This window comes from Escherichia sp. KTE114 (assembly GCF_000407765.1).
GTDB classification, from domain to species: domain Bacteria; phylum Pseudomonadota; class Gammaproteobacteria; order Enterobacterales; family Enterobacteriaceae; genus Escherichia; species Escherichia ruysiae.
Window position 1 is genome coordinate 4,378,704 of sequence record NZ_KE136626.1, and the last position, 13,232, is coordinate 4,391,935.

Consider the following 13,232-nt stretch of genomic DNA (forward strand, 5'->3'; position numbering starts at 1 on the left):
GCATCCGGCATAAACGATTACGCCGTTAACAGATTAGCAATCGTGCGCACACCCAGTCCCGTTGCGCCCGCAGACCACTGTTCAACCGGCGCTTTACGGTAAGTCGCCGAACAATCTATATGCAACCAGCCTCGCTGATAGTTCTCAACAAAGTGCGACAGGAAGCCCGCCGCCGTGCTTGCACCTGCCGGATACGCCGCGCTACCGGTATTATTGAGTTCAGCAAAGTTTGACGGCAACTGGCTGCGGTGGAACTCTGCCAGCGGCAGACGCCAGAATGGTTCGTTCTCCTGCGCGGCACTCGCCAGCAAACGCCCTGCCAGCGCATCGTCAAAACTAAACAGCGCGTGATAATCATTACCCAGCGCGGTTTTCGCCGCTCCGGTCAGGGTCGCGGCATCAATAATCAGTTCTGGTTTCTGCGCACTGGCGTCAATCAGGCCATCTGCCAGCACCAGGCGCCCTTCCGCATCGGTGTTCATCACTTCGACTTTTTTACCGTTGCGATAGGTGATGATATCGCCCAGCTTGAACGCGTTGCCGCTGATCAGGTTATCCGCACAGCAGAGGAACAGCTTCACGCGCTTGTTCAGACCGCGAGTGATGGCAAATGCCAGCGCCCCAGTAACCGTTGCCGCACCGCCCATATCGGACTTCATCGAATCCATAAACGCGGTCTGTTTGATGCTGTAGCCGCCGGAATCAAAGGTGATGCCTTTGCCTACCAGGCACGCGTACACCGGCGCTTCTTTATCGCCAGTTGGGTTGTAATCCAACGACAGCAATACTGGAGAACGTTCTGAACCGCGCCCGACGGTGTGCAGCCCCATATAGCCTTGCTCACGCAGGTCTTCGCCTTTGGTGATCCGGTAAGTCACACGATCGCCCGCGACGTTACTGATCAGATCAACAGCACGCTGTGCCAGTTGCGATGGCCCCAGTTCTTCCGCCGGCGCGTTGATGGTGTCACGCACCCAGTCGATGATCATCAGGCGGTTATCCAGCTCCTGGCGTTGAGCATCGTCCAGATCCGGCCACTCCACTTTACGCGTGCCTTTCGGGGCTTTGTAACCTTGCCAGAATGCCCAGCAACGATCCGCATCCCAGCCTTCACCGCTTAGCTGAACATGTTTGATGCCCAGACCGTCAATCTTGCGCGCCGCACGCTGGATCAGCCCCAGATCGTCCGCCCCGTTCAAATGCAGGGTAATGCCATCATTATTAATGCTGTAAGTCGCTTTTTCTCCCCAGCGCGCGTCGGCAGGCTGGGTCGAGAGGGTAATTTTCATCGCTTCTGTCATTTTAGTTATCCTTATTTGTTTAACAGCAAAACGGGCCACCCCCAGGCAGCCCGTTTATTCACTCAGCTTCGTCCAGCCAGACTAACAAAATCGCTTCGAGGATTTTCTCGTTAGATGCCTGCGGGTCGTCGTCGAAATCTTCCAGATCGCAAATCCACTGATGCATATCGGTGAATCGAACCGTTTTCGGGTCGAGATCGGGATACGCATCGTACAGTGCTTCGCCAATTTCGCGGCTATCGGTCCACTTAAGTCCCATACTAACCTCTGTTAATGCTCACGCGCATGGTTGATAGTGTAACGCGGAATTTCGACCACTAAATCTTCGTCAGTGACGCGCGCCTGGCAGCTTAAACGGCTTTCCGGCTCCAGCCCCCAGGCTTTGTCCAGCATGTCGTCTTCCTGCTCTGAGCTTTCCGGCAGCGAGTCAAAACCTTCACGCACGATGCAGTGGCAGGTGGTGCAGGCACATGATTTTTCACAGGCGTGTTCAATCTCGATACCGTTACGCAGAGCTGCGTCGAGAATGGTTTCACCGCTATTAGCTTCCAGAACAGCGCCATCAGGGCAGAGATCCTGATGAGGCAAAATAACAATCTTTGGCATATTAAACCTCGTCCACGGAATGGCCTTTCAGCGCACGACGAACCGACTGGTCCATGCGGCGAGCGGCGAAATCCTGGGTTTGTTTGTCTACGTTTTTAATCGCTTGTTCGATGGCATCAACGTCATCGCCCTGCGCCACTTCACTCAGATGAGCGGCAGCATCGTCAATGACCTGACGCTCTGCGGCGCTTAACAGCGCGGCATCAGCAGCCAGCGCACCGTGCAGACTTTCCAGTACGCGTGCCGCTTCGACTTTTTGTTCTGCCAGCATACGGGCTTTTACGTCCTGCTCGGCATAGCTCATTGAGTCTTTGATCATTGAGGCGATTTCGCTGTCAGTCAGACCATAAGACGGTTTGACCTGAATAGACGCCTCAACGCCGGTCGATTTTTCCATCGCCGTCACGCTCAAAAGACCGTCGGCATCGACCTGGAACGTTACGCGAATATGCGCGCCGCCAGCCGGTAACGCCGGGATACCACGCAGCGCAAAACGCGCCAGCGAACGGCAGTCCTGCACCAGTTCACGCTCACCCTGCATAACATGGATAGACATCGCTGTCTGGCCATCTTTGAAAGTGGTGAAATCCTGGGCACGAGCCACCGGAATCGTGGTATTACGCGGGATCACTTTCTCCACCAGGCCGCCCATGGTTTCGAGGCCCAGCGACAGCGGGATCACATCAAGCAGCAGCATTTCGCTGTCCGGCTTGTTACCCACCAGAATATCCGCCTGAATCGCCGCGCCAATGGCCACAACTTTATCTGGGTCGATGGAAGTCAGCGGTGGACGACCGAAAAACTCGCCCACTCGTTCACGCACCAGCGGCACGCGAGTAGAACCGCCAACCATCACCACTTCCAGTACTTCATCAGCCTCTACGCCCGCGTCTTTCAACGCACGACGACAGGCCAATAAGGTACGTTTTACCAGCGGTGCGATCAGTTCGTTGAATTGTTCACGGCTGATTTCGCCCTGCCAGCCCGCGACGTTAACGGTCACAGAGTCCGCATCGCTCAGCGCGATTTTGGCTGCAATGGCGGCATCCAGCAGTTCACGCTGAACACGGTTATCGCTACGGTCAGGAATGCCCGCCTGCTCGCGAATGTAATCCGCCAGCAGATGGTCAAAGTCATCGCCGCCGAGCGCGGAATCACCGCCGGTCGCCAGCACTTCAAACACGCCGCGACTTAAGCGCAGAATGGATATATCAAAAGTCCCACCGCCAAGGTCATAAACGGCGATCACACCTTCCTGACCGGAATCCAACCCGTAGGCGATAGCCGCAGCGGTCGGTTCGTTAAGCAGGCGCAGGACGTGCAGGCCAGCCAGGCGCGCGGCATCTTTGGTGCCCTGACGCTGGGCATCGTCAAAGTACGCCGGAACGGTGATAACCACACCATCCAGCTCGCCGGCCAGGGCTTCAGTTGCCCGGGCCGCCAGTGCTTTGAGGATGTCCGCAGAAACGCGCACCGGGTTCAGCAACCCCGCCGCCGTTTCAATCATTGGCAAGCCGTTTTCGCTGGCCTGAAATTGATAAGGCAGATGCGGATAGCGTTGCTGGATATCAGCCAGCGAGCGCCCCATCAGGCGTTTAACAGAACTAATGGTGTTGGCGGTATCAAGCGCAGCGTTAGTACGCGCGTCATAACCCACCGAATGCCCTTGCTGTTGATAGTGAACAACAGACGGCAGCAGGTGACGGCCTTCATGGTCGGCTAACGTTTCGGCCTGACCGCTGCGTACTGTCGCCACCAGCGAGTTGGTTGTGCCCAGGTCGATACCGGCCGCCAGACGACGCTGATGCGGCGCAGCACTCAAACCAGGTTCACTAATTTGTAATAAGGCCATGTTTAGCTTCCAGAAATTAAAAATCGAGCAGTTTTTCTTCGCGTTGTTCGGCACTGCTTCGCAGTTTATCGAGAAAACGCAGCTTACGCACGGTATCCGCCGCCGCGTCCCACGTCTCGTTGTCTAACTGTTCAACCATCAACTGGTGACGGGTATCAAACATCTTTTTAACGCGTTTGATAAAGCTTTCCAGCCGCGCTTCGTCTTTCGCCTGTTCGATCTCGTCCAGTTCTTCGCGCAGTTCCAGCTGTTCCATCAGGAACGCGGTGTCGCGCACAGTATGCTGCTCGCTGGCGAGATCAAAACCATGCAACGAAAGCAGGTATTCTGCCCGCATCAATGGATGACGCAGCGTTTGCCATGCCTGGTTAATGGTTGCGGATTGCTGTACGGCGGCGAGTTGTTCCGCCTGGCTTCCGCTGGCGAATTTATCAGGATGATACTGACGTTGTAGATCCTGAAAACGCAGGCTCAGTGCCTGGGTATCGAGTTGATAACGGGCAGGCAAGCCAAAGAGGGTGAAGTAATCCATAACATTCTCAGGGCTGCGATCCGCCGCGATGGCGGCGAATCAGGTAAAACAAACCCCACGCGCAGGCGACCACGGTGGGGTTATCGGTATGCGCATCAGACGTGGAAGCTTTCGCCGCAACCACATTCATCTTTGACGTTCGGGTTGGTGAATTTAAACCCTTCGTTCAGGCCTTCTTTTACGAAGTCCAGTTGCGTACCGTCCAGAAATTGCAGGCTTTTTCCATCGACCACGACTTTCACGCCTTTGTCTTCAAACACGATGTCTTCCGGCGTCGGTTCGTCAACAAATTCCAGTACATAAGCCATACCTGAACACCCGGAGGTTCTCACGCCCAGACGCAGGCCAAACCCTTTACCACGGTTAGCCAGAAAGGTATTTACTCGCGCTGCTGCACTGTCGCTCAGTGTAATCGACATAACCAAACCTCAACTCTTATTTTGCTTCACGTTTGCTTTTATAGTCCGCAATGGCGGCTTTGATCGCGTCTTCTGCCAGAATAGAACAGTGAATTTTCACCGGCGGCAGTTCAAGTTCTTCAGCAATATCGGTGTTTTTAATCGCCTGTGCTTCGTCCAGAGATTTCCCTTTCACCCATTCGGTCACCAGGGAGCTGGAAGCGATAGCGGAACCGCAGCCGTAAGTTTTAAAACGCGCGTCTTCAATGATACCTTCATCGTTGACTTTAATCTGCAACTTCATCACGTCGCCACAGGCCGGTGCACCCACCATGCCGCTGCCCACGTTCTCGTCGTTGTTGTCGAAGGAACCCACGTTACGCGGATTCTCGTAATGGTCGATAACTTTTTCGCTGTAAGCCATTATAAATTCTCCTGATTCCGATACCGATTAATGATGAGCCCATTCGATGCTGTTCAGATCCACGCCCTGCTTGTACATTTCCCACAGCGGAGAAAGGTCACGCAGACGACCGATGGATTTACGAACTAACTCGATGGTGTAGTCGATCTCTTCTTCAGTAGTAAAACGACCTAAAGAGAAACGGATAGAGCTATGTGCCAGCTCGTCGTTCAGCCCCAGCGCGCGCAGCACATAGGACGGTTCGAGGCTTGCCGACGTACAGGCGGAACCTGAAGAAACCGCGAGGTCTTTCAGCGCCATAATCAGCGACTCACCTTCAACGTAGTTAAAGCTGACGTTGAGAATGTTCGGCGCACCATGTTCCAGGTCACCGTTCAGGTAAACTTCTTCGATATCTTTGATGCCGTTCCACAGACGGTTACGCAGACCGCGCAGACGTTCCATCTCGGTCGCCATCTCTTCTTTTGCGATGCGATAGGCTTCGCCCATACCGACGATCTGGTGAACAGGCAGAGTACCGGAACGCATACCGCGCTCGTGACCGCCGCCGTGCATTTGAGCTTCAATGCGTACGCGCGGTTTACGACGCACATACAGCGCACCGATACCTTTCGGGCCATAGATTTTGTGACCGGAGAAAGACATCAGGTCAACTTTCAACTGGCTCAGGTCGATAGGCAGTTTGCCCACGCTCTGGGTTGCATCAACGTGATAGATAATGCCGCGAGCACGGCACATTTCGCCGATAGCCGCGATATCCTGTACCACGCCGATTTCGTTATTTACGTGCATGATAGAAACGAGGATGGTGTCGTCACGCATCGCTGCTTCAAGTTCTTTCAGGTCGATAATGCCGTTACGCTGCGGTGCCAGGTAAGTGACTTCAAAACCTTCGCGCTCCAGCTGACGGCAGGTGTCCAGTACAGCTTTGTGTTCGGTTTTGCTGGTGATGATGTGCTTGCCTTTTTTCTGATAAAAGTTGGCTGCACCTTTGATTGCCAGGTTGTCAGATTCGGTTGCACCAGAGGTAAAAACGATTTCACGCGGGTCAGCACCGACCAGATCGGCAATCTGATTACGGGCGATATCTACGGCTTCTTCAGCCTGCCAGCCGAAACGGTGAGAACGGGAGGCCGGGTTACCAAAGGTTCCGTCCATCGTCATAAACTGCATCATTTTCTCGGCAACACGCGGGTCCACCGGCGTGGTTGCGGAGTAGTCGAGATAAATCGGTAATTTCATTGCTCTATAAACTCCGTACATCACTCAATGCAAGGAATCAGGCTACCGGCTGGATGTACGACCGTGTTTACGGAGCGCGATACGCCCCGGCCTGATTCTGAATACTTTTTATCTTTTATGCGCGCAACTTAACGTCGATCGCGTCTTGTGTGCGGCTGCGTGGCGCGTCGTGAGTATGCTGACGACCAGACACATCCAGCACTTCCTGGTTATTAACCAGTTCGCCTAAAGTAATGTTGTTGAGAAAACCGGTGAGACGGTCGCTCAAATCACGCCACAGCGCGTGGGTCAGGCATTTATCGCCGCCCTGGCAGCCGCCTTTACCCTGACAACGGGTGGCATCTACAGATTCGTCAACGGCGCTAATCACTTCGCCAACAGCGATGCTGCTGGCATCTTTGCCCAACAGATAACCACCGCCAGGTCCACGTACGCTGGAAACCAGACCATTTTTACGCAGACGGGAAAACAGTTGTTCCAGATAGGAAAGGGAAATTCCCTGACGTTCGGAAATATCAGCCAACGGTACCGGGCCTGCTTCGGAGTTGAGCGCAACGTCCAGCATTGCGGTCACGGCATAGCGCCCTTTAGATGTCAGTCTCATGTCTTACTTCACCTCAAACTCGCCCCTGCCCGGGGTTTTTTATTGTAAAAGTGGGGGTATTGCATAGCAGGGTCAAGTCTGACATTCCCGAGTAATTTGGTCAACTATTTACTTGACTGATTTAGTCGGGTATTTAACCTTCAGTGCCATTTTTTATCGTGGCGTTTGTACCTGTTATCGGATGCGGCGTGAACGCCTTATCCGACCTGGGGTTCTGTACACTTCCAGACCTGATAAGACGCGATAAGCGTCGCATCAGGCAACGACTGTTATTCAGCCTTGTTACCTTTATTCTGCTGCTCAATGGAAGCCAGAATCCCGCGCAGGATATTCAACTCCTGGCTTTCCGGGCGCGCACGGGTAAACAGACGGCGCAATTTATTCATCACCTGCCCCGGATGGTTTTCACGAATAAAGCCGGTTGCCAGCAGCGTTTGCTCCAGATGACCGTAAAAACGCTCAAGATCATCGACCAGCGGATACGGCGTCTCTTCATACTCAACCTGCTCGCCGTTTTCCTGAGTCGCCAGCCAGGCCATGCGCACTTCATACGCAATAACCTGAACCGCCATCGCCAGGTTCAGCGAGCTGTATTCCGGGTTAGCGGCAATCGCGACATGATAATGGCATTTCTGCAACTCTTCATTGGTCAAGCCGACGCGCTCGCGACCAAAAACCAGCGCCACCGGGGTATTTGCCGCTTCAGCGACGCTTTTCAGACCGCATTCGCGCGGGTCGAGCATCGGCCACGGCAGCGTGCGGGAGCGTGCGCTGGTGCCAACCACCAGGCTACAACCGGCTAACGCTTCGTCGAGCGTATCGACGATGTGAGCATTACCAATCACATCGCTGGCTCCCGCCGCCAGCGCGATGGCCTGAGAGTCAGGTTTCACCAGTGGATTAACCAACCACAGATTGGTTAATCCCATTGTTTTCATGGCGCGGGCAACAGAACCCATATTGCCGGTGTGTGACGTCTCCACCAGCACAATTCGAATATTTTGCAGCATTGTCTTTCTTCGTCTAAAGATTATTCGCGCATCTTATCATAAAACGAAGACAGATGCCGATCTCGCTGCTATACTCTGCGCCGTTTTCCCGTTCTTTAACATCCAGTGAGAGAGACCGATGCATCCGATGCTGAACATCGCCGTGCGCGCAGCGCGTAAGGCGGGTAATTTAATTGCCAAAAACTATGAAACCCCGGACGCTGTAGAAGCGAGCCAGAAAGGCAGCAACGATTTCGTGACCAACGTAGATAAAGCTGCCGAAGCGGTGATTATCGACACGATTCGTAAATCTTACCCGCAGCACACCATCATCACCGAAGAAAGCGGTGAACTTGAAGGTACTGATCAGGATGTTCAATGGGTTATCGATCCACTGGATGGCACCACCAACTTTATCAAACGTCTGCCGCACTTCGCGGTATCTATCGCTGTTCGTATCAAAGGCCGCACCGAAGTTGCTGTGGTTTACGATCCTATGCGTAACGAACTGTTCACCGCGACTCGCGGTCAGGGCGCACAGTTAAACGGCTATCGTCTGCGCGGCAGCACCGCTCGCGATCTCGACGGTACTATTCTGGCGACCGGTTTTCCTTTCAAAGCGAAACAGTACGCAACCACCTACATCAATATCGTTGGCAAACTGTTTAGCGAATGCGCTGACTTCCGTCGTACCGGTTCTGCGGCGCTGGATCTGGCTTACGTAGCCGCTGGTCGCGTTGACGGTTTCTTCGAAATTGGTCTGCGCCCGTGGGACTTCGCCGCAGGCGAACTGCTGGTTCGTGAAGCAGGCGGTATCGTCAGCGATTTCACCGGTGGTCATAACTACATGCTGACCGGTAACATCGTTGCCGGTAACCCACGCGTAGTGAAAGCCATGCTGTCAAATATGCGTGACGAGTTAAGCGACGCTCTGAAGCGTTAATGACTCTGGCGGGTGATATCACTCACCCGCCCTCGCCTTTCAGGCGCTATTCCGAAATACTTCCTCACCGCTTTACTTTCTTTCGCCGCTCTCCCACCATCTTTCCCCGATTAATGGATTATAAAGAAGTCGCAAGGAAAGGTTATGGCACTGCCAGTGAACAAACGCGTTCTCAAAATTCTGTTTATCCTCTTTGTTGTTGCCTTCTGTATTTATTTAGTACCGCGCGTTGCCATCAACTTCTTCTATTACCCTGACGACAAAATTTACGGTCCCGAACCCTGGTCTGCAGAATCCGTCGAATTTATGGCTAAGGACGGTACTCGTCTGCAAGGCTGGTTTATCCCCTCTTCGACGGGTGCCGCTGACAACGCCATCGCAACCATCATTCATGCTCACGGCAATGCCGGAAACATGTCCGCCCACTGGCCGCTGGTCAGTTGGTTACCCGAGCGCAATTTCAATGTTTTTATGTTTGACTATCGCGGGTTTGGTAAATCAAAAGGCACGCCGTCCCAGGCTGGATTACTGGACGATACGCTAAGCGCCATCAGCGTGGTGCGCCATCGCAGTGATGTAAACCCACAACGGCTGGTGCTGTTCGGGCAGAGTATTGGAGGAGCGAATATTCTTGATGTTATTGGTCAGGGAGGTAGTGAGGGCATACGTGCGGTGATCCTCGACTCCACATTTGCCTCTTATGCGACCATCGCCAACCAGATGATCCCTGGCAGTGGCTACTTACTTGATGAGAGTTATAGCGGCGAAAATTACATCGCCAGCGTCAGCCCGATCCCGCTTTTACTGATTCACGGTAAAGCCGATCACGTTATCCCGTGGCAGCACAGTGAAAAGTTATATGCTCTGGCGAAAGAGCCAAAACGCCTGATTCTGATCCCTGACGGCGAACACATTGATGCCTTTTCCGATCGTCATGGTGATGTTTATCGTGAGCAGATGGTGGATTTTATCCTCAGTGCGTTGAATCCCGGGAATTCCCCCTAAGAATAAAACAGCAATAAATCACATTAAGACATGGTATTAAACTGGTCATATCCGTTTATATCGATAAAAATTCTGTGATGTCTGCCAGCATTTCTGATAATTAGCATTCCATTCCCCATTTCCCTAAGCAAACTTTAGCTATTCTTATCAATTATGCTTATGGGAGATCTACAGATGATGTCTACACTTGCTCCACCATCTGTCCTTTCTGCTCCCCAGCGCCGCTGCCAGATCTTGCTGACACTATTTCAGCCGGGGTTGACCGCCACCACGGCCACTCTCAGCGAGCTTAATGGTGTGGATGATAATATTGCGGTTCGCGATATCAGCGAAACAGGACGGGAAATCCTCCGCTATCACCAGCTCACGCTCACCACTGGTTATGACGGTAGCTACCGGGTTGAAGGTACAGTACTTAACCAACGTTTATGTTTATTTCACTGGCTACGACGCGGTTTCCGTTTATGTCCATCATTCATCACCAGCCGTTTCACCCCAGCCTTAAAGGAAGAACTGAAGCGCCGGGGGATTGCTCGCAACTTTTACGACGATACCAACCTGCAAGCTTTAATTAATCTCTGTGCACGACGGTTGCAAAAATGCTTTGAAGCACGTGATGTTCATTTTCTGTGCCTGTATCTGCAATATTGCCTGCTACAACATCATGCCGGGATCTCGCCACAATTTAACCCGCTGCAACGTCGATGGGCTGAGTCCTGTCTTGAGTTTCAGGTAGCACAGGAAATTGGTCGCCACTGGCAACGGCGGGCACGCCAGCCTGTACCACCAGATGAGCCTTTGTTTATGGCGTTGCTCTTTTCCATGTTGCAAGTTCCCAATCCGCTGCAAGATGCTCATCAGCGCGATCGGCAATTACGTCTGGCCATTGTTCGTTTGGTACAACGTTTTCGTGAGCAGGGAAATGTTCGTTTCTATGATGAACAGGGGTTATGCGATCAGCTTTATACTCATCTCGCTCAGGCATTACGCCGCAGTTTGTTTACCATCGGTATTGATAACACCTTGCCAGAAGAGTTCAGCCGACTTTACCCACGCCTGGTTCGTACAACTCGCGCGGCGCTGGCCGGGTTTGAAAGTGAATACAATGTCCGTTTTTCCGATGAGGAAAGTGGCCTGGTGGCGGTGATTTTCGGCGCATGGCTGATGCAAGCAAATGAAATTAACGAAAAAAAGATTATTTTGCTGACGGGCAATGACAGTGAAAGAGAAGCGAATATTGAGCAGCAATTGCGCGAACTTACACTATTGCCACTCAATATTAAGCATATATCGGTGAAGACATTTTTACGAAATGGCGCCCCGAGAAACACGGTGCTGATTATTACACCTTATACCATCCCTTTACCGCTCTTTTCGCCGCCGCTGATTCATACGAATCAGATCCTGACCGTACACCAACAGGAGCAGATCCGTAAAATGCTGGAATAGTCAGCATGAGGGAACCACTTTCGGGCGCAAAAACATTGCCGGAAGCGCCACCAGCGCCATCACCCAAAACACGCCATGTCCGAGATATTGATACAGGAAACCGGCGAAGACGGTCATGATAGCGATACTGCCGCCCATCGCGACGGCAGAATAAACCGCCTGTAAACGGATAACCTCGCTTCCCTGACGAGCAGCAATGTAGCGCATGGCGGCCAGGTGGCACACAGTAAAGGTGCCGCAATGCAGAATTTGCACCACTATCAACCACGCTAGCTCAGTGGTTGCCCCCATAATGCCCCAACGTACTACCCCGCAAATCGCCGAGATCAACAACATATCGCGGGCGCTACAGCGACGAAAAAGTTTGTTACTCAGCGCAAAGATAATGACTTCCGCCACTACACCAAGCGACCATAAATAGCCCACCGCCGAAGCCGAGTAACCCGCAGCCTGCCAGTATATGGCGCTAAACCCGTAATATGCCGCGTGCGCCCCCTGCAATAGACAAACGCAGGCCAGAAAGCGCCAGTTCTGGCGAACCAGCGCCAGCCAGGCCGGCCACCCCGTGCTCTCCTGCTGGCGGCTCTCCCCTTGCGGTTGAATGGTCGGGCGAATCAGAAAACCAAGTAGCATGGATGCCACGCCCAACGTCAACAGCGCGAGGATCACCCGATAATCAAACACGCTGACCAGTTTGCCCGTCAGCGCCGAACCAATGACAAACGCCACTGAGCCCCAAAGTCGCACTTTGCCGTAATCAAGCGGGAACTGCTTTTGCCAGGTATTCGCCAGCGCGTCAGTTAACGGCACCAGCGGTGAGAAAAAGAGGTTAAAACCAACCATCACAAGCATCAGCCATGCCACATGCGCGCCAGCCCAGAAGGCGATGGCGAACAGCAGTGTCAACAACGCCAGTACACGAAGTGCAGAAATCAGGCGAGAAGGATCGCTGACGCGGGGCGCAATTATCAAACTGCCGAGAAAACGGGCAACCAGCCCTGCCCCCAACAACAGGCCGATAGTTTCTGCCGTTAAGCCAATCCCCTTAAGCCAGACGCTCCAGAAAGGTAGAAAAATACCGTAGCTAAAAAAGTATGTGAAATAACCGAGCGCCAGCCAGCGCGTGGATTGCAAAACCATGAGTCCCTCCCGTCAGGAGGCGTTAGTCTGAAGTTAATCGAATGTTGTTGCAAGTTGAAAAATAAGAAAATCAGGGCCACTTCCAGTACACCATTCTGGAAAAAATTATCGTTAATACCACTAACAAAATATCACCTACAGAAAATGTGCTGGATGTTGACCTGGATAATTACCAAATTTCTCATCTGCTGAGGCGTGGCGAGGTGCGAGTGTGTGTATTACGTTTAAATCACATTATCTTGCAAAGGGATTGGTTATGAACACACTACGTTATTTTGATTTTGGCGCAGCCCGCCCCGTGTTGTTATTAATTGCTCGTATTGCCGTCATCTTAATTTTCATTATTTTTGGTTTTCCCAAAATGATGGGCTTTGACGGTACGGTACAATATATGGCCTCGCTGGGTGCGCCGATGCCGATGCTGGCAGCCATTATTGCGGTAGTTATGGAAGTCCCCGCTGCGATATTAATCGTGCTTGGCTTTTTCACCCGTCCGCTGGCGGTGCTGTTTATTTTCTACACTCTGGGTACTGCGGTGATTGGTCACCATTACTGGGATATGTCCGGGGATGCAGTCGGGCCAAATATGATTAATTTCTGGAAGAATGTCAGTATTGCTGGCGCATTCCTGCTGCTGGCAATTACCGGGCCGGGGGCGATTTCTCTCGATCGACGTTAGGAAAGACGCCGGATGCGGCCTACAGATCCAACACCGATTGTAGGCCTGATAAGACGCGATAAGCGTCG

General features: G+C 52.7%; 15 protein-coding genes. 4 read left to right on the top strand and 11 right to left on the bottom strand.

What is annotated here, in order from left to right:
• Nucleotides 1-17 precede the first annotated feature (17 nt).
• From pepB to trmJ, 10 genes are all read right to left on the bottom strand, one after another.
• Complete coding sequence (gene pepB, locus WC5_RS00575) at nucleotides 18-1,301, bottom strand: aminopeptidase PepB (RefSeq protein WP_000133584.1); 1,284 nt, start codon at nucleotides 1,299-1,301, stop codon at nucleotides 18-20.
• A gap of 58 nt (nucleotides 1,302-1,359) precedes the next feature.
• Nucleotides 1,360-1,560 carry a Fe-S cluster assembly protein IscX gene (gene iscX / locus WC5_RS00570; protein ID WP_000523616.1) on the bottom strand — a complete coding sequence of 67 codons (201 nt, stop codon included), beginning with the start codon at nucleotides 1,558-1,560 and terminating at the stop codon, nucleotides 1,360-1,362.
• A gap of 11 nt (nucleotides 1,561-1,571) precedes the next feature.
• Nucleotides 1,572-1,907, bottom strand: a complete 336-nt coding sequence (gene fdx, locus WC5_RS00565; protein ID WP_001124469.1) for an ISC system 2Fe-2S type ferredoxin — start codon at nucleotides 1,905-1,907, stop codon at nucleotides 1,572-1,574.
• A gap of 1 nt (nucleotide 1,908) precedes the next feature.
• Nucleotides 1,909-3,759 carry a Fe-S protein assembly chaperone HscA gene (gene hscA / locus WC5_RS00560; protein ID WP_001196613.1) on the bottom strand — a complete coding sequence of 617 codons (1,851 nt, stop codon included), beginning with the start codon at nucleotides 3,757-3,759 and terminating at the stop codon, nucleotides 1,909-1,911.
• 16 nt (nucleotides 3,760-3,775) lie between these two features.
• Nucleotides 3,776-4,291, bottom strand: coding sequence for a co-chaperone HscB (gene hscB / locus WC5_RS00555; protein ID WP_000384415.1), 516 nt, complete (start codon nucleotides 4,289-4,291; stop codon nucleotides 3,776-3,778).
• A gap of 95 nt (nucleotides 4,292-4,386) precedes the next feature.
• Nucleotides 4,387-4,710 (bottom strand): iron-sulfur cluster assembly protein IscA, encoded by a 324-nt coding sequence (gene iscA / locus WC5_RS00550; protein ID WP_000028953.1) that lies wholly within the window; start codon nucleotides 4,708-4,710, stop codon nucleotides 4,387-4,389.
• Nucleotides 4,711-4,726: 16 nt separating this feature from the next.
• On the bottom strand, nucleotides 4,727-5,113 hold the full coding sequence (iscU, locus tag WC5_RS00545) for a Fe-S cluster assembly scaffold IscU (RefSeq protein ID WP_000331707.1): 387 nt from the start codon (nucleotides 5,111-5,113) through the stop codon (nucleotides 4,727-4,729).
• Between the two features lie 27 nt (nucleotides 5,114-5,140).
• Nucleotides 5,141-6,355: a cysteine desulfurase gene (gene iscS / locus WC5_RS00540; protein WP_001295373.1), complete on the bottom strand. Its 1,215-nt coding sequence runs from the start codon at nucleotides 6,353-6,355 to the stop codon at nucleotides 5,141-5,143.
• Between the two features lie 115 nt (nucleotides 6,356-6,470).
• On the bottom strand, nucleotides 6,471-6,959 hold the full coding sequence (gene iscR / locus WC5_RS00535) for a Fe-S cluster assembly transcriptional regulator IscR (RefSeq protein WP_001241355.1): 489 nt from the start codon (nucleotides 6,957-6,959) through the stop codon (nucleotides 6,471-6,473).
• Between the two features lie 269 nt (nucleotides 6,960-7,228).
• Entirely contained in the window at nucleotides 7,229-7,969 is a 741-nt protein-coding gene (trmJ, locus tag WC5_RS00530) for a tRNA (cytosine(32)/uridine(32)-2'-O)-methyltransferase TrmJ (protein ID WP_000940022.1), read from the bottom strand.
• A gap of 118 nt (nucleotides 7,970-8,087) precedes the next feature.
• On the opposite strand from trmJ, the gene suhB reads away from it, so the two are divergent.
• The 3 genes from suhB to csiE all read left to right on the top strand — a co-directional run bounded on the left by suhB (nucleotide 8,088) and on the right by csiE (nucleotide 11,345).
• Nucleotides 8,088-8,891: an inositol-1-monophosphatase gene (suhB, locus tag WC5_RS00525; protein ID WP_000553455.1), complete on the top strand. Its 804-nt coding sequence runs from the start codon at nucleotides 8,088-8,090 to the stop codon at nucleotides 8,889-8,891.
• Nucleotides 8,892-9,035: 144 nt separating this feature from the next.
• Complete coding sequence (locus WC5_RS00520) at nucleotides 9,036-9,896, top strand: alpha/beta hydrolase (RefSeq protein ID WP_001207719.1); 861 nt, start codon at nucleotides 9,036-9,038, stop codon at nucleotides 9,894-9,896.
• A gap of 174 nt (nucleotides 9,897-10,070) precedes the next feature.
• On the top strand, nucleotides 10,071-11,345 hold the full coding sequence (csiE, locus tag WC5_RS00515) for a stationary phase inducible protein CsiE (protein ID WP_000987935.1): 1,275 nt from the start codon (nucleotides 10,071-10,073) through the stop codon (nucleotides 11,343-11,345).
• Here csiE and WC5_RS00510 read toward each other — a convergent pair whose 3' ends face one another.
• Nucleotides 11,346-12,485, bottom strand: coding sequence for a 3-phenylpropionate MFS transporter (locus WC5_RS00510; protein ID WP_000244168.1), 1,140 nt, complete (start codon nucleotides 12,483-12,485; stop codon nucleotides 11,346-11,348). It lies immediately after the preceding gene.
• Between the two features lie 256 nt (nucleotides 12,486-12,741).
• Between WC5_RS00510 and WC5_RS00505 the strand changes: the two genes are divergently transcribed.
• Entirely contained in the window at nucleotides 12,742-13,164 is a 423-nt protein-coding gene (locus WC5_RS00505; protein ID WP_001094719.1) for a DoxX family protein, read from the top strand.
• Nucleotides 13,165-13,232 lie beyond the last annotated feature (68 nt).